Raw genomic sequence first — 18,753 nt, forward strand, 5'->3', positions numbered from 1 at the left:
CTCGACGTTGAAAGGACACAGGCATGAAAGCCGCCAGACTGTACGAATACGATCCGCAGATGAACGTCCAGCTCAAGATCGAGGAGGTCAAGGCACCGACCATCACTGCTCCCGACGAGGTGATCGTGCGGGTGGGTGCCGCCGGCCTGTGCCGCACCGACCTTCACATCATCGAAGGTGTGTGGAAGCCGACCATGGACCCCGAAGGCACGCTGTTGCCCTACATCATGGGCCACGAGAATGCCGGCTGGGTCGAGGAGGTCGGCAGCGGCGTCAGATCGGTCAAGCGCGGCGACGCGGTGATCTGTCACCCGTTTCGCTCGTGCGGCATCTGCCTCAATTGCCGCCATGGCGAGGACATGTACTGCGACAATGGCCAGTTTCCCGGCCTTGGCATGAATGGCGGCTTCGCCGAATATTTCATCACCAGCGAGCGTTCGCTGATCAAGCTGAACGCCAACGTCACGCCGATCGAGGTGGCGCCGCTGGCCGATGCCGGCATCACTGCCTACCGCGCCGCCAAACGCGCCGCGAAGTTGCTCAGGCCAGGGAGTTACTGCGTCCTGCTCGGCATAGGCGGGCTTGGCCATATCGCGCTGCAATCGCTGCACGCGATTTCGGGTTGCCGCATCATCGCAGTCGATCGCGAGCCGGCGGCCCAGGTGCTGGCCAAGGACCTCGGCGCCGACTTTGTCCTCGATGGCGGGCCGAATGTCGTCGAGGAGGTCAGCCAGATCACCGGCGGCGGCGCCCATGTGGTCATCGACTTCGTCGGCGAACTCGGTGTCGAGAACATCTGCTGGAAGATGGTGCGCAAGGGCGGCCAATTGTTCGTCGTCGGCTATGGCGGCACGGTCAACGTGCCGACCGCGCATCTGGTCATCGAGGAGATCAACATCGGCGGCAGCCTCGTCGGCAACTTCACCGAGCTTGTCGAACTGATGGAGTTGAACGCCGATGGCAAGGTGAAGATGCATTACACTGAATACAACCTCGCAAGCATTAACACCGCGCTCGACGATTTCAAGAACCGCCGGTTCACCGGCCGCGGCGTCATCGTGCCGTGAAGCGTCTGGGTCGGGCCTGCACGGAGCAGGCCCGGCGTTTTGGTCCGCGTGCCGACATCGCCGTTTCCGAGTCGGTGTCGCCGAAGAGGCCGGTCTGGCTGCTTGCCAGCGTCGGCACCGTTTTTCCTGAGCGCCGCGGCTGATGCCCTGGCTTTTCCGTATCGGGACGTAAGCGAAGCGTGGTCCTGAAACGAGTTCTTTCTTCGCGGTTTGAAAAAATGGGAGGACAATATGGATCTTATTACAGGATTGGCCGTCGTCATCGGCATTATGGGCGGCATTGCAACGTGGGCAGCGATCACGATAGGCAACCCCTATCTGCTGATCTGGGCGGTATTTGTGGGCTGGGGAAGTTTCTATCACTGTGGCGGCAAGGAAGCCGGGTTCAAGAATTCGGCGCTTGCAAACCTTTGGGGAGCGATCTGCGCCGCAGGCGCGTTGATAGCACTGACGTCGATAGGTGTTACGGCTCTCACGGCCGGCATTTGCGTCGTCGTCTCAATCGTAATCCTGATTCTCGCTGCCAAGCTGCCATTGCTGAGTGCCATTCCATCAGCGGTCTATGGGCTACGCAACGACCGCGGCACTTTTTCTGCTTGGCGCTGCCGCCTATGGCGAGGGTCCAAGCGGCATCAGCAAGGTCGCGGCGGCTGTGGTGATTTCGCTGATCATTGGCAACAGTCTCGGCTACGTTTCCGAGAAACTGACAGCTGCTGTCGTGAAAAGCTGATCTAACCCCCGCTACCGCTTCAGTGATTAACTTTTCCCAATCCCGTGGCGCGAATGCCGCGGGCTTCTTTCGTGCCGGTGACAGGCTCTGATCCTAGATGAAACCGCGCCGGATGCCGTATTGGTCGAGCTTGCGGTAGAGCGTTGGCCGGGAGATGCCGAGCCGCTTCGCGACCCGGCTGAGGTTGCCGCCTTCCGCCGCCAAGGCGTTCTTCATTGCCTGGCGTTCGGCCTCGACGAGCGTGCCTCCCGATTCATGCGCGGGTACACGGCTGTCCGACCCGGCTTCCGATCCAGAGCCGGACGCGGTGATCTCCTCGGGAAGGTTGTGAAGCCCGACGTCGCGGCCGCGCGTCAAGACATGCAGCCGCCCGACGAGGTTTTTCAGTTCGCGTACATTACCCGGCCAACCATAGGCGAGCAGGGCATCGAGTGCTTCGCGCGAGAATTCCAGCGGGTCGTCACCCGCTGCGGTGGCGATCTGCCGGTTGAAATGTTCGATCAGTAGCAGCACATCTTCGCCGCGCTCGCGCAGCGGTGGAACGATGATCGAGACCGCGCCAATTCGATAGTAGAGATCGCGGCGGAAGCGGCCTGCGGCAATTTCCTGCTTGAGATCGCGATTGGTTGAGGCGACCAGGCGCACATCAACCGGGCGACCCCGGCTGTCGCCAATACGGTGGACCACGCGCTCTTCCAGGACACGCAGCAGAAACGGCTGGATCTCGAGTGGCAATTCGCCGATCTCGTCGAGACTGAGGACGCCGCCATTGGCGAGCTCGAAAACGCCCGGTTTGCCTTCGCGCGAGGCGCCGGTAAAGGCGCCGGCGACATGGCCGAACAATTCGCTGCCGAACAGGTCCCTGGTGATCGCTCCGCAATTCATCGCAATGAACGGATCGTTTGCCGCGCGCCGGCTGCCGGCATGGACAAGTCGCGCAAACAGCTCTTTCCCGACGCCTGTTTCGCCTTCGACCAACAGCGATGTCACGCTGCCCGACCGGGCGACGCGGCAGGCGACGTCGATGGCGGCCTGCAGCGCTTCGCTTTCGCCGACGATCATGGCGACAGCATCCTGAAGATGCTTGTTCACTTCCTGGTGGACCACCGCGGTGCTGGAGACGGACGGCACGGAGGGGAACACAAGCGCCGCGCCGCGGAGGTCGCCATCGAGCTTGAGCGGCGTGATGTGGCAGGATCGCAGGTGGGCCGGCAGCGCCCTGGCAAGGTCGGCCTCGGAGCCGGAGGACGGAAGGTTCATCAGCCAGCGGCCACGACCTGGCTCCATCGGGCCGTCCATCATCTCGGTGGTCTCGCCGTCAGGCACATTGTTGCAGAAGATGGCACGGCCGCGATGGTCGACGATTACCAGCCCGTCCTTTCGGCGGTAGCTGGGAGCCGATGAAATGAAAGCTTCGAGCAGGCGCGTGCGCTGTTCCTGCTGCTGTTCGGCCAATGCCTTTTCGATCTGCCGGGCTGTGGCGGCGACGAGCGCGGTGTTGTGTGGCCTGAAGATCGGCGAATAGCCTGACAGGTCGACCACACCGATGATCTTGCCGTCCAGCGGGTCGCGAATCGGCGCGCCGGCGCAGGTCCAGGATTTGATGCCGGCGCAGAAATGCTCGGCCGCATGCACGAAAGTCGGCTCACCCGTCCACAACGCCGTACCAATGCCGTTCGTCCCGACGGCATCCTCGTTCCATTTGCCGCCGATGGCGAGGTGGATATCCATGCCGTCATGCAGCGTCTTCTTGTCGCCGATAGCGTCGATCAGCACGCCGTCGCTGTCGGCCAGAACCAGCATCGCGCCGGTCCCGTCCAGCAACTGGCCAAGCGAGGCGAACGACCGCCGCGCCGCCGAAAGCAGTTCTGCATTGGCTCGGGTCAGATATTCGATCTCGTCGCGATCACTGCTCAGTGGCGCTTCAATGCCTTGAGCGTTGATGCCGCCGGTGGCGCTGCGATACCAGGAATCGTGAATGAGGGAGCGGACGTGGCTTGGGTGGACCGGATCGCGGGCACATCTGGGTTCGTCAGCCAGAAAACTTTCCCAGGCGCGCATGGTGGCGCGCTCGTCATAGTCGATGTTGCCCAGAACCATTTGCCCAGTGGCCAGCGACGTACGCGCCGGAAGAGCATTGATCTTCATGTGATTGGGGCCTATCTCGCGTTTCATTCCGTCATCACAAGAACCTTTGAGGCATGCCATTGCTGTATGCTGTCATGCATTGGACGTGCACACGTCCAAGCGTCTGCCCGTCAGTTGATGCCGAGTTTCGCGCCGATGTCGAAGGCAAGCTGTTCTTCGGTATAGGCGGCGGCGAGGCGGGAGCCGTCCAGGTCGGCAAGGGCCTCCGCTACGGTTTCGTCGACCGGCGAGAAGAAGCCATTTTGCTTCGTCGCCAGGACGAAGATCTGGTCGTCACCCCGATTGCGGATGTCGCCGATATGGTGAAGCTGGCGGCCTGTGTTCTGGTCCTTTGAGATCACCCGGCCGTTCATGGTAACCTGGATGGATGGCCTGGCTTCGGCCACGGGTGCCGTGCTGCCGCCAACATGGATGATCAGGCCTTTCGTCTTCGGTTGCTGGCGTGGCTTCCTGGAAGCCGAATAGCCGCCGCCGCTGATCTGGTCGGCAAGGCGAACGATAGTCGAACGGTTCTGCTCGATCAGTCTTTTGACTTGTAGGTCCTCGCGCCGCGGGCCATCCCGCTTGGAGATGATTTCGACCATGAATCCTCCCAGATTCGCTCAGCGTTGCCGTTGATACGGCTCATTCTTCTTCTTGTTAGGCCAAGCCTACACCGCCTCAGTCAGATCCGCCATTCATATTAGATAGCGCCAAAGTTCGTGTTGTTGGTAGCAGGTGGCTGCTACAATCGTGCGCAGCAACACCATGAAAAAGCGCTCTAGTTTGCGACAAAGCCGAACGGCCGCGACCAGCGGCGCGGTGTCCTCGCAGGCACCTTTGGATCATGAGATCGCAGTGTCGAAGTACGAACTGTGCTGCTGGAAGCCAGGCAACAAGCGCTTTCGATCAGGGGCGATATGTCGAGACGCTGATGGCATTGGATGAACGGTCGCGCATTGCGCCTGAGCGCACCGGCCTGATGGTGTTGCGCGCCTATGCGTATCTGAAATTGCGGCGTTTCGGCCATGCGGAACAGGTCTTCCGCGCCGCTGCAGGGACAGGAAATCGCAATGCCCTAAAGGGGGTGAACGACGTCAAGGTGACCCGCGACGCGAAAATTCAATAACGACGCATCAGAACGTCGCCATTGGATCGAGCATATTTGATACGAGGCGTCGCCCGCCCTGCTTCGCTGCGTGTTCCTGCTCATGCAGCGGGCGAGGGCGCGTAGCGGCTGCCCAGCGAATAGCGGCTGCCGACATAAGTGAGCTTGTTGACGGTGGCGACCGCCGCGCCTGACCAGGTGCGCCGATGCAGGAGAAGACAGGGGTCGCCGGGCCGGATCATCAAGCGGCCGGCGGCCACCTCGTCGGCGGCGATCGCCGAGATCACGTGCTCCACCTCCGTCAGCGGCGTCGCCCGCTGCAGATAATCGTAGGTGGTAGTCGCAGCAAAATCTTGCCGGTGGTAGTCCGGTGCGAGAGCCGGATTGACGAAGCGCTCCTCGAGCTGGACGGGCACATCGTCCTCGAAATGCACGATGATCGAATGGGCGACCGGTCTGCGGCGCATGAACTCGAAGGCGACGATGAGCTCAAGCGCCGGGTTGCGGATCTTCTCAAGCACGACGACCTCGGCCCTGTGGCGTGCGCCGCGCGCGGCGATCTCGCCGGCGATGTTCCTGATTTCGATGAGCGCGGATTGTGGTTTCGGCGGCGCCACGAAGGTGCCTACGCCCTGGATGCGCAGGAGGTGGCCTTCCGAGGTCAGTTCTCTCAGCGCCCGATGCACGGTCATGCGCGAGACGCCGAGTGTGCTGACCAGCTCGTTTTCGGAAGGCAGCCTCCGGTCCTTCGGCCATTTGCCGCTGCCGATGTTGCCGAGCACGTAGTCCTTGACCTTTTCGTAGAGCGGCCCGGCGGTTTCGGGAAGCTTGATCATCGTCCTCTCTCCATTCGGACGATGGTCTTCAGGCCGCCGCTCGCCCCTGCGATCAGGCGCTGGTAGGCGGCGGGAATTTCGCCGATCGCGATCTCCTCGGCCACGAAACGCGACAGCGCGGGGGCGAGATCGCCAAGCATGGCGACGGCCGGCGCAAGCTCGTCGGCGAAGGCGTGGCAGCCAACCAGCGCGATCTCGCGCTCGACCAGGAGGTTGGGATCGAGGTCGAGGCGGCCATGCGAAATGCCGACCAGCGCCAGCGTGCCGCCGCCCGCCAAAAGATCGAGCAGCCGCGCCATGACCGCCACGCTTCCCGTCGCATCGACGGCATGACGCAGGTTGGGATCGTGGGGTAGGGCGTCCAAGTCGACGACGGTCGCACCGCTCACCTCCGCCACAAGTTCCGCACGCGCCGCATTGCGGTCGGCGATAAGGACCGGTCTCTCGCCGGGCCGCGACAGGAGCAGCGCTGCCAGCCCGCCGATCGGGCCGCAACCGGCGATAAGCACCGGCGTCCCGGCCGGCGCCGACAGACGCCGCACTGCGTGCAGGGCGACCGCCAGCGGCTCCGCCATGGCGGCAATTGCGGGATCGAGCGCGGGGTCGTGGCGCAGGAGCAGCCGCGCCGGCAGCTCCGTCTCTTCCGCGAAGCCGCCATCGCAGACCTCGCCTACAAAGCCCAGTCTGGCACAGACATTATGCAGGCCGGCCCGACAAGCAGCACACTCGCCGCACCAGAAACGCGAATCGGCGACGACTCGGTCTCCGCGGGCCAACTCGGACACGCCGGCGCCCACGGCGGTCACTTCGCCGGCGAACTCATGCCCGGCGACGCTCGGCGCGCGGCTGATCCACTGACCGGTGCGGAAATTGTGGAGATCGGAGCCGCAAATGCCGGCGGCCGTCACCCTGAGCCGCACCCAGCCAGGCGCTGGTTCGCCGGGAGGCAGCACATCCTCAACCCGCAAATCGCCTGCCGCATGGAGTCTGGCCGCCTTCATCGTCCGTTACCGCACCAGATATCGATCGCGCACGTCGGAGACGGCGTGCTCATGCGAGGAGAAGCCTTCATAGCGAGCAAGTGTGCGGGCATGACGTGCGAATTCGGGATAGGCCGCGGCCGTCACGTAGCCGATGGAAGAGCGCTTGACGAAATCCGTGACCGAGAGCGGTCCGCAGGTACGCGCCCAGCGGCTGGTCGGCAGGACGGCGTTGGGGCCCAGCCCGAAATTGCCGATCGAGACCGGCGTGTGCGGCCCCATAAGGATCTCGGCAGCTTCGGTGATGTGGCCAAGGTGCGCGAAGGGGTCGGTGGAGAGGATCTCCAGATGCTCCGGCGCGTAGTCGTTGATGAAGCGGTAGCTCTCCTCGATCGACCCTGTCAGCACGATGCCGCCACAGGCGCCGGTCAGCACCGCGGTGGAGAACGCTACCCGCTGCTCGGTCATGCGCGCCCAGTGCTCGGGCAGCGCGGCCAATGCCTCCTCCGCCACGCGGCGGCTGTGGGTCACCAGATAGGCCGATGAGTCCGGTCCGTGCTCAGCCTCGATGAGGAGGTCGAGCGCGGCCAGTCCGCCATGCACGCTGTCGTCGGCGAGGATGATCGCTTCCGACGGACCGGCGGGAAGACCTGGATCGATCACTCCGGCAAGCAGCCGCTTGGCCGCAACGACCCAGGGGCTGCCTGGACCGACGATCTTGAGCGCGGGCCTGATCGTCTCAGTGCCATAGGCAACCGCGGCAACCGCCTGCGCGCCACCGCATTTGTAGATCGTTTCGACGCCGGCGAGGCGCGCCGCAACCAGCGTTGCTGCGTCCACCGAACCATCGGGCGCTGGCGGCGTGACGATGGCAAGCTCCGGGACGCCCGCCACCACGGCGGGCACTGCGGTCATCATTGTGACCGAAGGGAACGCCCCCTTGCCGCGCGGGACATAGAGTGCCACCGAGCGGATCGGCGTGAAGCGGTCCCCGGCATAGGCGCCGGGCCGCATTTCCTTAAGCCACATCGCTTCCGGCTTCTGCTCTTCGTGGAAATGCCGGATATTGTCGATGCCGAAGCGAATGGCGGCGACCACGTCCTCGTCCACCATGCCGAAGGCGGCGTCGAACTCGGCGGGGCTGACCTTCAGCCGCGCGGCATCGAGATCCGCCTTGTCAAAGTCGCGGGCGAAGCGGACGAGCGCGGCGTCGCCCTCTGTTCGCACCGCCTCGATGATCGGTGCGGCCTTTTCCATAAAGCTGGAGAGATCGGTCTCGGAGCGCCGCATTAGTGCCGCACGACTAGCGGCGTCGAGTTGGCTCAAGTCGTGGAATGATACGTTTGGCATCGGATTTCCCTTTGCGGCCGGCGGGCCGGCATTCCTCATTTCGATTTCAGGAAGATGTCGAGCCCGACCAGCCTGTCGAGCAGGAAGATGGCGACAGCCGAGCAGGCGATGAAGACCACGGAGATCGCGGCAAGGTCCGGCGTGATGATCGAGCGAATGGAGTTGTAGATCAGCACCGGCAGCGTCACGATACGCGCATCGACGAGCAGCAGGCTGACCAGGAACTCATTGAGCGCCAGGATGAACATCAGCAGCGAACCGGTAATCACCCCCGGCATCACCGCCGGCAAGGTGACGGAGAAGAACACCTGAAGCGGCGGCGCGCCGCAATTGGCGGCGGCCAGTTCCAGGTCCGGGTCAAGCCCGGTGGCACTCGCCGTGACCGCCCAGATCATGAAGGGAAGATTGATGACGCAGCACGCGATGCCGACAGGCCAGAGCTGGCCAAGAAAGCCGGCCTTGCCGAAGACCAGCATGAGGCCGATGCCCGATCCGATCAGCGGGATGGTGAAGGGCAGCAGCAGATAGATCTGGATCGACTTCTCGAAACGCACCGCATATTTCGCCAGCGCGATCCCGGCCAGCGTGCCCACGGGAATGGCAACGAGCGTGCAGACCGTCGCGACTTGGAGCGTGCGCAGGAAAGCGTTGCGCAGGTCGGAGGCCTGCGAGATGCGCGCGTACCACCGCAGCGACAGCCCGTCCGGCGGAAATGTGATGATGTTGCCGCCGGTGAAGGAAGCGCCAAGCACCACGACCGTCGGCGCCGAAAGCGTGATCAAGGCGATCGTCACCAGGGTCCACAGGACAATCGATTTGCTGCGCGAGCCGCTCACGCCCGGGACCTCCCCATGGCGAGCGTTCCCGCTCCAAACAGCGCGAACACGAGGCCGACAAGGATTGACCCGAGCGCGACCAGCATAAGCGCCAGCGTCGCGCCGAGGCCTTGGTCGGACGTTCGGAAGAACTGGTCGTAGATGGCGTTGGCGATGAAGTCCTGCGAGCCGCCGCCAAGGATCGCGGGGACTGCAAAATCGGTAAGAGAAAGCGTCAGCACCACCACGCCGGCGCCGATGAAGCCCGGGCGAGCGAGTGGCAAAACGACATGGATGAATGTGCGAACCCAGTTGGCGCCGAGCGACCCGGCGGCCGCCTCCAGCTCTTCGGGAATGGCTGTGAGCGCCGGCGCGAGCATCAGCACGGCAAACGGCAGCATGTATTGGACGAGGCCGAACAGCACGGCGGGATAGTTGTAGATGAGCCGCATCGGGGCGATCCCGACAACGCCGAGCGCCTCGTTTACCATGCCCTGGTTGCCGAGGATGATCAGCCAGCCATAGGCACGCACCACCTGGCCGATGAAGAAAGGCAGGAACAGCGCAATCAGCAGGAACTTGCGCAATCTTGGCGACCGCGTGCGCACCATCAGATAGGCGTAGGGAAAGGCAAAGACGAGCGTCACCGCAGTGACGATCAGGGCGGCGATGAGGCTGCGCTGCGCGACAACCAGGAACAGCGGCTCCGTCAGCGCCCGCCGGAAATTGGCGATGGAATAGTCGTCCGAGAACTGGAAGGTGGTGGTGTCGAGCGTGCGCAGGCTTGCATCCGCGATCTGAATGAGACCGAGCACGAGCAGTCCGACGAGCAGCACCGCCGGAAGCAGCATCAGATAGGGCGTGGCGCGCCTGAACCGCGCCGGCCAGATGGCGGCGGCAACGCCTTCCAGCGCATCCATGATGCGCCATTTCAGGGGATAGGCTGTCCTGGCTGCCCGCATGAAAAAATCCGTATCCGACGTCGTGAAGGAGCCGGTGCCGCGAGGGCGGCACCGGCCGACCCGGTGTCAACCCTGCATGATTGCCTTGAACTTGGAAAACCACTCGCTCTCATTCTCGACCTGGATCTTCGACGAGACGCGGATGAGGCGCTTGAAATCCGCTTCGGTGGTCGGATAGGACGGATCGCCCACCAGATCCTTCGGCGGTGTGAGGCCCGGCACCACGCCCGGCAAGCCGAGGCCATCCAGCCAGACCTGCTGCGCTTCCTTGGTCAGCGCATGGTTGATGTACTGCTTGGCCCAGTAGAGTTCGTTTTCCGGCAGGCCCTTGGGAATCCACAAACCGTCCGTGTCGAATTTCGCACCCTCCTCCGGCACGACCCATTCGATTTTCACTCCATTCTTGCGGGCCTCCCGGGCATTGGTCGAAATGGTGCAGGCAGCGTCGATCTCGCCGTTCTGGAACCAGGTGGTGAAGTCGGGATCCTCGCCGAGCAGCGGTTGCTGCGCCTTCATCTTGGTGATGAAATCCCAAGCCGGCTGCATATTGCCGGGGATGTCCTCCAGCTTGCCACCACCGGCGACCTGGGCGGGGAAATGGAAGCCGATGCCGTCATTGTAGAAGGCAAGCCGGCCCTTGAACTTCGGGTCGAGCAGATCTTTCCAGGATTTCGGCGGTCCGTCCGGGAACGCCTCCGGCCGATAGGCAAGCACATAGACATAGCCGTAGGTATTGACGATCGGGAAGCCTTCCAGGCCGGCCGGCTTGGCAAGGTCCGTCACATTGGCGAGGTTCGGCAGGTCTGAGAGGTCTTCCGTCACACCGCGCAATGCCGACTTCGTGGCATTGGTGGTGGTGTCCCAGTTGATATGGATCGGCGGGACTCGGTTCTGCGCCACGGCGGCCCAGACCTTGGGCTGAATCTCGTTGTCTTCGGTCAGGTCGTGACGGACGGCAATGCCCGTCATTTTGGTGAAGCTGTCGGACACGCCGGCCTTCAGGCTGTCCACCCAACTGCCGCCCCAGGCGCGCACGATGATCTCCGCCGGCTTTTCCGGCTCCTGCGCATAAGCACCGCGCAGGCCGAGCGCTGAGGCGCCGCCAAGCGCGGCGGTGACCTGAAGGAAGGTTCTGCGGGAAAGATGGGATAATGTCGGCTTGAAGCGCTTCATCTGCATTCTCCTCTGGGTTTGACCGGTTTCCGGTTCTATCGAAAAACAAGCATATCCCTGGCATTCCACCCCAGGAACACGCTTTCGCCTATTTCGAACTGCATGTGCGCGGCGGGATCATGGTCGAAAACGCGCATGACCTCGTCGCCGATCGCGGCGCAGGCTATCTCGTAGACCATGCGCTCGCCTTCGAAGATCGTGTCGGTGACAGTCCCGGCCAGCACGCAATCGAGCTTCGACAGCTGGGCAGCATCGCTGGCGAGACGGATCTGTTCGGCGCGGATCGCTCCCGACGCCTTGTCGCCCTCCGCGGGTGGATTGGCCGGATCGCCGATCTTTCCGGCAAGCGTCAGATCACCCCGAAGGATGGAGACGTCGCCGCCTTCCGAGACGGCCCGTACCGTACCGGCAATGAAGTTGGTGACGCCGATGAAATTGGCGACGAAGGCGTTGCGGGGCTGGCGGTAGGTGTGGATCGGCTGCGCTTTCTGCTGGATCTCGCCCTGATCCATGACGACAATGTCGTCGGAAACGACCAGCGCCTCGCGCTGGTCGTGGGTGACGTTGATCGTGGTGACGCCGAGCTCGCGCTGGATGCGGCGGAATTCGAGCTGCATTTCCTCGCGCAGCTTGCGGTCGAGCGCAGCCAACGGCTCGTCGAGAAGCAGCAGGTCGGGCTCGAACACCAGCGCGCGCGCGATCGCGACGCGCTGCTGCTGCCCGCCGGAAAGCTCGTGAATGCGCCTGCCGCCATAGCCCCCGAGCCGGACCAGCGCGAGATATCGCTCGACGCGTTCGGGAATGGTGCGTGCGTCGCGCCGACGCATCTTCAGCGGGAAGGCGACATTCTCGGCCGCCGTCATATGTGGAAACAACGCAAGTCTCTGAAAGACCATGCCGATCGACCGCTTGTGCGGTGGCACTGCGCTTACTGCTTCGCCATTGATGAAGATCTCGCCGCTGCTCGGGGTCTGGAACCCGGCGATCATTCGCAGGAGGGTTGTCTTGCCGGACCCCGAAGGTCCCAGAATGGTGAGGAACCGGCCCTTCGGCAGATCGAAGGACGCATTCTTGACGGCATGAACTCCATCGAAGTCCATCCCGACGTTGCGGACCGCAACTGCGATTTCCCTGCCGCCTTCTGCTTCGCGTGAAGCTACGGTTCGGAAAGCCTCCTGCATTGTGGTTCCCCTTTTTGTCGCCGGTCGCATGCAAGAACGATCAGCGTATTAGGTGGTATATACAACCATATACAAGTCGGGTCTACACGGTCCTTGTTGCACCGCACTTATATCGTTCAGATGGATGCGAGATAGCCTCCGTCGACGGGAATGCAATGCCCGGTGACATAGGCGGATGCCCCGCTCGCCAGGAACACAACGGCTCCGGCCAGATCCTGCATCGTGCCGAAGCGCCGCTGCGGGATCTTGGCCAGCATTGCCGTCTGCCAATCGGGATCCTCATAGAAGACATCAGTCATCGCCGTATGGAAATAACCCGGAGCGATGGCATTGACGCGAATACCGAGCGATGCCCATTCCGTGGCAAGCGCGCGCGTCATGCCTAGAAGGCCAGATTTGGATGAGCCGTAAGGCACCGCGGTCGGAATACCGACATAGGAGGTCAGCGAGCAAAGATTGATGATCGCGCCGCCGCTCTTGCCGGCAGCCATCCGTCGCGCCGCAGCCTGCGCGCAGAAGAAGGCGCCCTTCAGGTTGGTCGATACGATGCGATCCCACACCGCCTCGTCTACGTCGAGCGAGGGCTGGACTTGCTCATAGCCGGCGTTGTTGACCAGAATGTCGAGCCCGCCAAAGACTTCCGCGACCTCGTCGACCGCCACGCGGATGCGATCTGTGTCGAGCACGTCGAGAGACCGGCAAAGCGACCGTCGCCCGAGTGCGCCAATTCGGTCCGCCGTCTCACGAAGGGATGTTTCGTCGCGGGCGGTCACCGCGACGTCGGCACCAGCCGCACAGAGCGCCTCCGCAATAGCCTGGCCGATGCCGCGGCTGGCGCCCGTCACCAGTGCCTTTTTTCCCGTCAGGTCGAATAAGCGAGCGGCGTCCATGGCGTCACGGTTCCTGCATTCTCGAAAATTGCATGCGGGAAACGAACACCAGTTGCGGCCGGTTGTCTATACATCTTGCGCTATTGCCCGGGGGCGGTCGCCACCAAAATGGCGCGGCGCTGGATCTTCCCTTGCCAGGACCTACGGAGCGTGGAGGGAATCTACGGGTCGGCAGCAATCAACCGACCGTCCTGCAGGGGAGAAGCCAGTCTTCCTTGGCGGTACGATTTTCTAGCGCCGCCTGTCCAACCACCCTCGTTGCATGGAGGGTGATTGGACAATTTTGCATCGGGCAAGTTCAGTATGTTAGCGGCCCGCCCATGGTGCACGCTTCCCATGGACCTTGCCGAGTTGCGTTTGTCCTTCTTTCGGGGGTGCTTCGGATACGGGCAAGGAAGCGGCATGATTGGTATCCAAGGTCATTTCGCTTTTGTCGGCATCAGTGGCGAACCCGCGGGTCGGGTCGCGGTCTGGGTTTTGATTGGCAGCGAGAGAGACCCCTGTCGACAAGGCGAGGAGGGCCAAGACTGTTACAAGCTTGTTCATCGTATTTTTCCTTTCTTAGAATGAGCAGACTTGCCAATCGGCGCCTCGCGCGCGGTGCCGTATTGACTCCTGCTTGCGAAACCGCGGTCGGCTTTCTGTCTCGTCACCATGACGAGACTTCCTGCTCACGATTGAATTTACGCTACGCCTGTCGCAGAGGTTTGCCCGAGCTCCATCGAAATGTAACCGAATGTATGCGAGAGCCTCGTGGCTCCCCGGATTTCCGTCGCTTCGACAAATTTGGCTACAATTTTTATTCGGTCGCTTGTCCGCGTTTGGGCCGCCTATGACCGAACTTCGCCGATGCGGCCATGCGACAACAGGCGAAGGTCATGACCTTCCAGTGGCTGTGGAAGTTCTCCAGCGACGGCCGCGCGGTGCCCAGCGTCAGGCCGCTGGTGGCTCGCGATCGCGGCTTTAAGCCGCGCGTCGGCTGCGTTGATGTGCTCATGAAAAGATGGTAACGCAATATTAAATAGTGTTTCGGGTCGTTACTTTGGGCGGGGCGAATGGGATTAGTGTTACCGCGGGCATGGCTGTGTGCCGGCCTACTGATAGGCTTGATGATGTCCGCGACGCCGATCGAGCAAGCTTCGGCCGATGCGGTGCATGGTGCCATGGCCATCGGGCAACGGACTTCCGTCCCGGTCGGCTATATCGAATTCTGCCGAAGGCAGGCCGCAGAATGCAGAATACGATCAGGCAAGGCTCCGCCAATCCTTATGAGCAGAGGAATGGAAGACAAGCTCGCGTCCGTCACCAAGCTTGTGAACAGATCGATCAGGCCCGTGAGTGATCTTGCCGTTCACGGAACGATGGAATTCTGGTCCTATCCTGACAGCGCGGTCGGCGACTGCGAGGACTACGTCCTGCTTAAGCGCCAGATGCTCAATTTGGCGGGCGTATCGCTCTCGAACCTTCTGATCACTGTCGTCAAAAAGAAGGACGGCGAGGGGCACGCAGTGCTGACGGTCAAGACCGACAAAGGCGACTATGTGCTCGACAACCTCAACGACGAGGTGAAGCTTTGGTCGGAAACTGGATATAGATTTCTAAAAAGGCAATCGTCCACAGACACAGGGCGCTGGGTTGCGATACTTGAACACCCCGATGTTCTGGTCGGGGCAGTCGACTAAGCCTCGAGAATCGCGCCTGGACTACACTTTGGCACCTCCCATGCCATGTCCGAGAATAGCAGAGTTGGACAGAGGTCGTGTGAAACGCGATTTGCGTGACAGGCCTAGACGGCCTCCGCTCGCTAGCATGGCTCGGGTTTCAGGCGATGGGCGCTGCAGTCGACCGGCGCAGACCTCATGCCACAACTCGTACAAGCGGAGATGGGAATTCAATCCAAACTTGCACTATGTGGCGCACGAAGCGCGATTTGTTTGCGTCCCGCTACATTGATGCCAACCGCAATTTCGGCGGCCTTGCCAAGATCGGCTGCATAGCGGAGGAGAATCCTTTGTGCCTCCACGGTATCTTCTTCCGTGAGTACGCTTTGTACCCCCGGCAGATGGCGCGCGCGTCGAAACTCTGCGGGGCTGCACCCGAAACGGCCCCTGAACTTATTGTAGAACACAGCAGGATTGCCGAAACCGTTTCGCTCCATGATCACACCAACAGTATGATCTGTCCGGTGGAGTTCGTCCGCTGCGGTGTCCAAGCGCAGGCTTTGGCAATAGTCGCGGTAACCAATGCCCAAATGGCGCTTGAACAGGCGGGAAAGGTGGCTCAGCGTCAGTCCCTCAGCCGCGGCAATCGCACTCAGTCGCTGATTGTCTAATTGCCCTTCGACTGCACCCATAATCCTCAGGATTCGGTCTCGACTGTCGGACCGCAGGGGCGCTGCATCGCTATCTGCTTTCAGATGCGGGATCTGCCGATAGATGAAACAGGCAAGAAGATTGGCAACAGTCTGCCGAACTATGACCTCCTCGGGGCGACTCGTCTGATCAAGGATCAGCCGGGCCATGAAAGCCTTTATCGGAGCGATCCGATTCATGAACGGACGGCTATGGAGGAAGGAGCGGCAAAGGTAATGCCGGGATGCAAAACCGGGCAGGCCCATGCGCTCGAAATATCCAACATCGAGATGCGCGCCGCAGATCAGAGCATCGCGCGAAATCGAAGTCGAATTGTGCGGGACGTCGCTATTTATGATGATCACATCATCCTGCTTCATCTCGCAAGCCTGCTCGTCAACGACTAGGCGGAAGCTGCCTCGCAGCACGAAAAGTATCTCCATTTCACGATGCCAATGATAGGGCACATTGGCACGGCCATGCATGAAGGCACGGCAGTGAAAATCCTCCGCAGGCGCATGATCCTCGAAGCTACTGTCGCGGATTTGCAGTTCGCCGTCGGTTTTGAGATAAGCGATATTCATCATGGTTCCCAGGCCAACCTGCTTACTAGACATCAAAAACTGTCGTAGTTCCAGCGCAAGTTTCGCGGCTAGAAGAGAGCCGTGGCCTCGTGTCATCAATAGATCATCTCTTGGCGCAGCGGCGATGCCGCAATGGTGAGGCGAACCACCAGGGATGACCGGCGCGCGTCCGCAACAGCATATGGAATGACGATGACCTGGAATATTTCCGACAAGGAGCTGGCCGGTCTGCTGACGCAGATGAGCATCGAGGAAAAGGTCGCGATGGTCAGCGGCCACGGCCTCTGGCGGACGGTCGCCAACTACCGTCTTAACATTCCCGAACTGCTGATGACGGATGGCACATACGGTGTTCGCTATTCGATCGAACAGATCGACGGAGCGCATGACGCAGACAACCAGCTCGCCTCATTCCTGAGTGTCGTCAACACCGATCTCTCGACAGGGGTCGACAGTGCATTCGGCTCCACCCGTCCAGCAACATGCTTTCCGAATGGTTCGTCGTTGGCCTGTTCGTGGGATCTCGATCTCGCATATGAACTTGGCGAAGCGCTCGCTGCCGAATGCCAGGCGTTCGGCGTCAACATATTGCTCGGCCCAGGTGTCAATATCCGGCGTACGCCGCTGGCAGGGCGAAGCTATGAATATTACGCAGAGGATCCTCTGCTGACGGGTGATATTGCCGCCGCGGTCATCAGCGGCCTTCAGCGCAACGGGGTGGGGGCCTCGCTCAAGCATTTCGCGTGCAACAATTCCGAGGTCCAGCGCACGACGATGAGCTCGGTCGTCGAGGAACGCGCCCTGCGGGAGATCTATCTCGCCGGCTTCGAACGGGCGATCCGCAAGAGCGATCCCTGGACCGTCATGAGCTCCTATAACCGGCTCAACGATGTTCAAACCGCCGAAGATCACTGGCTGCTGACCGAAGTGCTGCGCGACGAGTGGGGATATGATGGCGTCGTGGTGTCCGACTGGCACGGCATCAAGGACCGGCCTGCTTCGATGAATGCGGGCAACGACCTCGACATGCCCGAAAGCGGCTCCCGCAAGCAGGAACTTCTGACAGCGGTCGAAGACGGCCAGGTGTCAATGGAGACGCTTGATCGCTCGTGCCTGCGCATCTTGAAGCTTGTGCGTCTGGCCCGAAACGGTGTGAAGCCGAATGCCGAGGCCGACTTCCAAAAGCATCATGCCTTGTCCCGGCGCATGGCGGCCGAGTCGATCGTGCTCCTGAAAAACGAGAACGCCAGCCTTCCCTTGCTCCCCGAGAAGCTCAAAAGGATCACGGTCGTTGGAGCCGCCGCCGTGGAACCGGTCATCCAGGGTTCTGGTTGCGCCACGACGAGGCCGACCGAGGTCGACATCCCGCTGGAGGAAATCCGCAAACGCGCACCCGGCGTGGACATCGACTATCACACGGTCGCGGATTTCGAGGCCGGTGGCAGCTCCGAGGCGGTGGCGCTTGCGGCGGTCGACGCCGCCGACGCTGTCCTGTTTTTCGCCAACACCGAGGTCGGTTATGACGGCGAGGGCTCTGACCGCAAGCATCTCAATCTGCATGACGGCCAGGACGCCCTGATCGAGCGACTATCCGCACGTAAAAGTAAAGTCGTGGTCATTCTCGCGACGCCGGACGCCGTGGTCATGCCCTGGGCCGATCATGTTGCAGCCGTGCTTGTGGCTTTCTTCGGCGGGCAAGGTGCTGGCAGCGCGATCGCCGATGTTCTGTTCGGCAGCCAGAATCCGAGCGGCAAGCTGACCGTGACATTCCCCGTCCAGGTCGAGGACATACCGGGCTACCTCACCTATCCCGGCGAGGGCAATCGCCACATTTATTCGGAGGGCATCCACGTCGGCTATCGCTTCTACGACAAGCGCAAGCTCACGCCGCTGTTTCCTTTCGGTTTCGGGCTGAGCTACACCAGCTTCGAATATTCCAACCTGTCGGTCGATGCCGATCGGATCGATGCGTCGAGCACGATCACGCTGGCGTTCGATATCACCAATACCGGCAGTGTGGCCGGCAAGGAAATCGCGCAGGTTTATGCGCGCCCGCACCAACCGCGGCTGATCCGCCCGATCCGTGAACTCAAGGGCTTCGCGAAAGTCTCTCTCGAGCCGGGCGAAACCAAGCGCGTCGAGATCAAGATCGAGAGCCGCGATTTGCGGTATTATGACCCGCAGTATCGCCGGTGGCTGCTCGATGCCGGCAGCCTGACCTTCGAGGTCGGCGCGTCCTCTCGCGACATCCGTCTGGAGCGGACGGTCGAGGTCGAAGCCGCGGCACTGGCCTCCACCGTCCTCAATGTCGAAAGCCAGCCCTTCCTGGTCTTCGAGCACGAATTCGCCCGCCAGCGCTTCCGTGCCTTCCTCAAGCAGCGGCTCGATCTCAGCGATCAGGAAGCCGACAAGATGCTCGAATACTGCGCCGGCTCCTTCCTCGGAATCCACAAGACCGTCGCCTGGGTCGCGGGCGAGACAATCTCCAAGGCCGAAATGGCCGCATTCCTCGACAGCCTCAACAAGGAGATGGGGATGACGCTCATCAAGGCTGCATAGACACCCGGGCGCCGCCTTGCGCGATGCCGGACCGAGCGTC

Annotated in this window: 18 protein-coding genes; 6 read left to right on the top strand and 12 right to left on the bottom strand. The window is 61.8% G+C overall.

Annotation, left to right across the window (positions count from 1 at the left end; genetic code table 11):
* Positions 1 to 23 precede the first annotated feature (23 nt).
* Both CIT25_RS20290 and CIT25_RS20295 read left to right on the top strand, forming a co-directional pair.
* On the top strand, positions 24 to 1,067 hold the full coding sequence (locus tag CIT25_RS20290; RefSeq protein ID WP_095486297.1) for an NAD(P)-dependent alcohol dehydrogenase: 1,044 nt from the start codon (positions 24 to 26) through the stop codon (positions 1,065 to 1,067).
* A gap of 231 nt (positions 1,068 to 1,298) precedes the next feature.
* Entirely contained in the window at positions 1,299 to 1,802 is a 504-nt protein-coding gene (locus CIT25_RS20295) for a DUF1097 domain-containing protein (protein ID WP_095486298.1), read from the top strand.
* A gap of 88 nt (positions 1,803 to 1,890) precedes the next feature.
* Here the strand turns inward: CIT25_RS20295 and CIT25_RS20300 are convergent, their stop codons facing one another.
* Together CIT25_RS20300 and CIT25_RS20305 are read right to left on the bottom strand one after the other, a co-directional pair.
* On the bottom strand, positions 1,891 to 3,972 hold the full coding sequence (locus CIT25_RS20300) for a sigma-54-dependent Fis family transcriptional regulator (protein WP_095486299.1): 2,082 nt from the start codon (positions 3,970 to 3,972) through the stop codon (positions 1,891 to 1,893).
* An 83-nt stretch (positions 3,973 to 4,055) separates the two neighbouring features.
* Positions 4,056 to 4,529 (bottom strand): hypothetical protein, encoded by a 474-nt coding sequence (locus CIT25_RS20305; protein WP_095486300.1) that lies wholly within the window; start codon positions 4,527 to 4,529, stop codon positions 4,056 to 4,058.
* 329 nt (positions 4,530 to 4,858) lie between these two features.
* Between CIT25_RS20305 and CIT25_RS20310 the strand changes: the two genes are divergently transcribed.
* Positions 4,859 to 5,053, top strand: a complete 195-nt coding sequence (locus CIT25_RS20310) for a hypothetical protein (RefSeq protein ID WP_095486301.1) — start codon at positions 4,859 to 4,861, stop codon at positions 5,051 to 5,053.
* Between the two features lie 80 nt (positions 5,054 to 5,133).
* Here CIT25_RS20310 and hutC read toward each other — a convergent pair whose 3' ends face one another.
* The 9 genes from hutC to CIT25_RS36375 all read right to left on the bottom strand — a co-directional run bounded on the left by hutC (position 5,134) and on the right by CIT25_RS36375 (position 13,765).
* Complete coding sequence (gene hutC / locus CIT25_RS20315; RefSeq protein ID WP_095486302.1) at positions 5,134 to 5,868, bottom strand: histidine utilization transcriptional repressor HutC; 735 nt, start codon at positions 5,866 to 5,868, stop codon at positions 5,134 to 5,136.
* Complete coding sequence (locus CIT25_RS20320) at positions 5,865 to 6,869, bottom strand: zinc-dependent alcohol dehydrogenase (RefSeq protein WP_095486303.1); 1,005 nt, start codon at positions 6,867 to 6,869, stop codon at positions 5,865 to 5,867. Before CIT25_RS20320 ends, hutC begins: the two co-directional genes overlap by 4 nt.
* Before the next feature lie 6 nt (positions 6,870 to 6,875).
* Positions 6,876 to 8,198, bottom strand: coding sequence for a histidinol dehydrogenase (hisD, locus tag CIT25_RS20325; protein WP_095486587.1), 1,323 nt, complete (start codon positions 8,196 to 8,198; stop codon positions 6,876 to 6,878).
* 35 nt (positions 8,199 to 8,233) lie between these two features.
* Entirely contained in the window at positions 8,234 to 9,034 is an 801-nt protein-coding gene (locus CIT25_RS20330; protein WP_095486304.1) for an ABC transporter permease, read from the bottom strand.
* A complete protein-coding gene (locus CIT25_RS20335) occupies positions 9,031 to 9,975 on the bottom strand; it encodes an ABC transporter permease (protein WP_095486305.1) in 945 nt (314 codons plus the stop codon). The genes CIT25_RS20330 and CIT25_RS20335 overlap by 4 nt, the downstream gene beginning before the upstream one ends.
* Positions 9,976 to 10,041: 66 nt before the next feature.
* A complete protein-coding gene (locus CIT25_RS20340; protein ID WP_245329918.1) occupies positions 10,042 to 11,148 on the bottom strand; it encodes an ABC transporter substrate-binding protein in 1,107 nt (368 codons plus the stop codon).
* A gap of 35 nt (positions 11,149 to 11,183) precedes the next feature.
* Positions 11,184 to 12,329 (bottom strand): ABC transporter ATP-binding protein, encoded by a 1,146-nt coding sequence (locus tag CIT25_RS20345; protein ID WP_245329919.1) that lies wholly within the window; start codon positions 12,327 to 12,329, stop codon positions 11,184 to 11,186.
* 116 nt (positions 12,330 to 12,445) lie between these two features.
* Positions 12,446 to 13,219 carry an SDR family NAD(P)-dependent oxidoreductase gene (locus tag CIT25_RS20350; RefSeq protein WP_095486308.1) on the bottom strand — a complete coding sequence of 258 codons (774 nt, stop codon included), beginning with the start codon at positions 13,217 to 13,219 and terminating at the stop codon, positions 12,446 to 12,448.
* A gap of 306 nt (positions 13,220 to 13,525) precedes the next feature.
* On the bottom strand, positions 13,526 to 13,765 hold the full coding sequence (locus CIT25_RS36375; RefSeq protein WP_126103104.1) for a hypothetical protein: 240 nt from the start codon (positions 13,763 to 13,765) through the stop codon (positions 13,526 to 13,528).
* A 332-nt stretch (positions 13,766 to 14,097) separates the two neighbouring features.
* On the opposite strand from CIT25_RS36375, the gene CIT25_RS38125 reads away from it, so the two are divergent.
* A complete protein-coding gene (locus CIT25_RS38125) occupies positions 14,098 to 14,229 on the top strand; it encodes a hypothetical protein (RefSeq protein ID WP_280953378.1) in 132 nt (43 codons plus the stop codon).
* Between the two features lie 153 nt (positions 14,230 to 14,382).
* On the top strand, positions 14,383 to 14,901 hold the full coding sequence (locus CIT25_RS20360) for a transglutaminase-like cysteine peptidase (RefSeq protein WP_245329938.1): 519 nt from the start codon (positions 14,383 to 14,385) through the stop codon (positions 14,899 to 14,901).
* A gap of 209 nt (positions 14,902 to 15,110) precedes the next feature.
* Here the strand turns inward: CIT25_RS20360 and CIT25_RS20365 are convergent, their stop codons facing one another.
* Positions 15,111 to 16,187 carry an AraC family transcriptional regulator gene (locus CIT25_RS20365; RefSeq protein ID WP_164897492.1) on the bottom strand — a complete coding sequence of 359 codons (1,077 nt, stop codon included), beginning with the start codon at positions 16,185 to 16,187 and terminating at the stop codon, positions 15,111 to 15,113.
* Positions 16,188 to 16,346: 159 nt separating this feature from the next.
* Here CIT25_RS20365 and CIT25_RS20370 point away from each other — a divergent pair, with 159 nt between their 5' ends.
* Positions 16,347 to 18,713, top strand: a complete 2,367-nt coding sequence (locus tag CIT25_RS20370; RefSeq protein ID WP_095486588.1) for a beta-glucosidase family protein — start codon at positions 16,347 to 16,349, stop codon at positions 18,711 to 18,713.
* Positions 18,714 to 18,753: the final 40 nt, after the last annotated feature.

The sequence above is a fragment of the Mesorhizobium mediterraneum genome (assembly GCF_002284565.1).
Lineage (GTDB): Bacteria > Pseudomonadota > Alphaproteobacteria > Rhizobiales > Rhizobiaceae > Mesorhizobium > Mesorhizobium mediterraneum.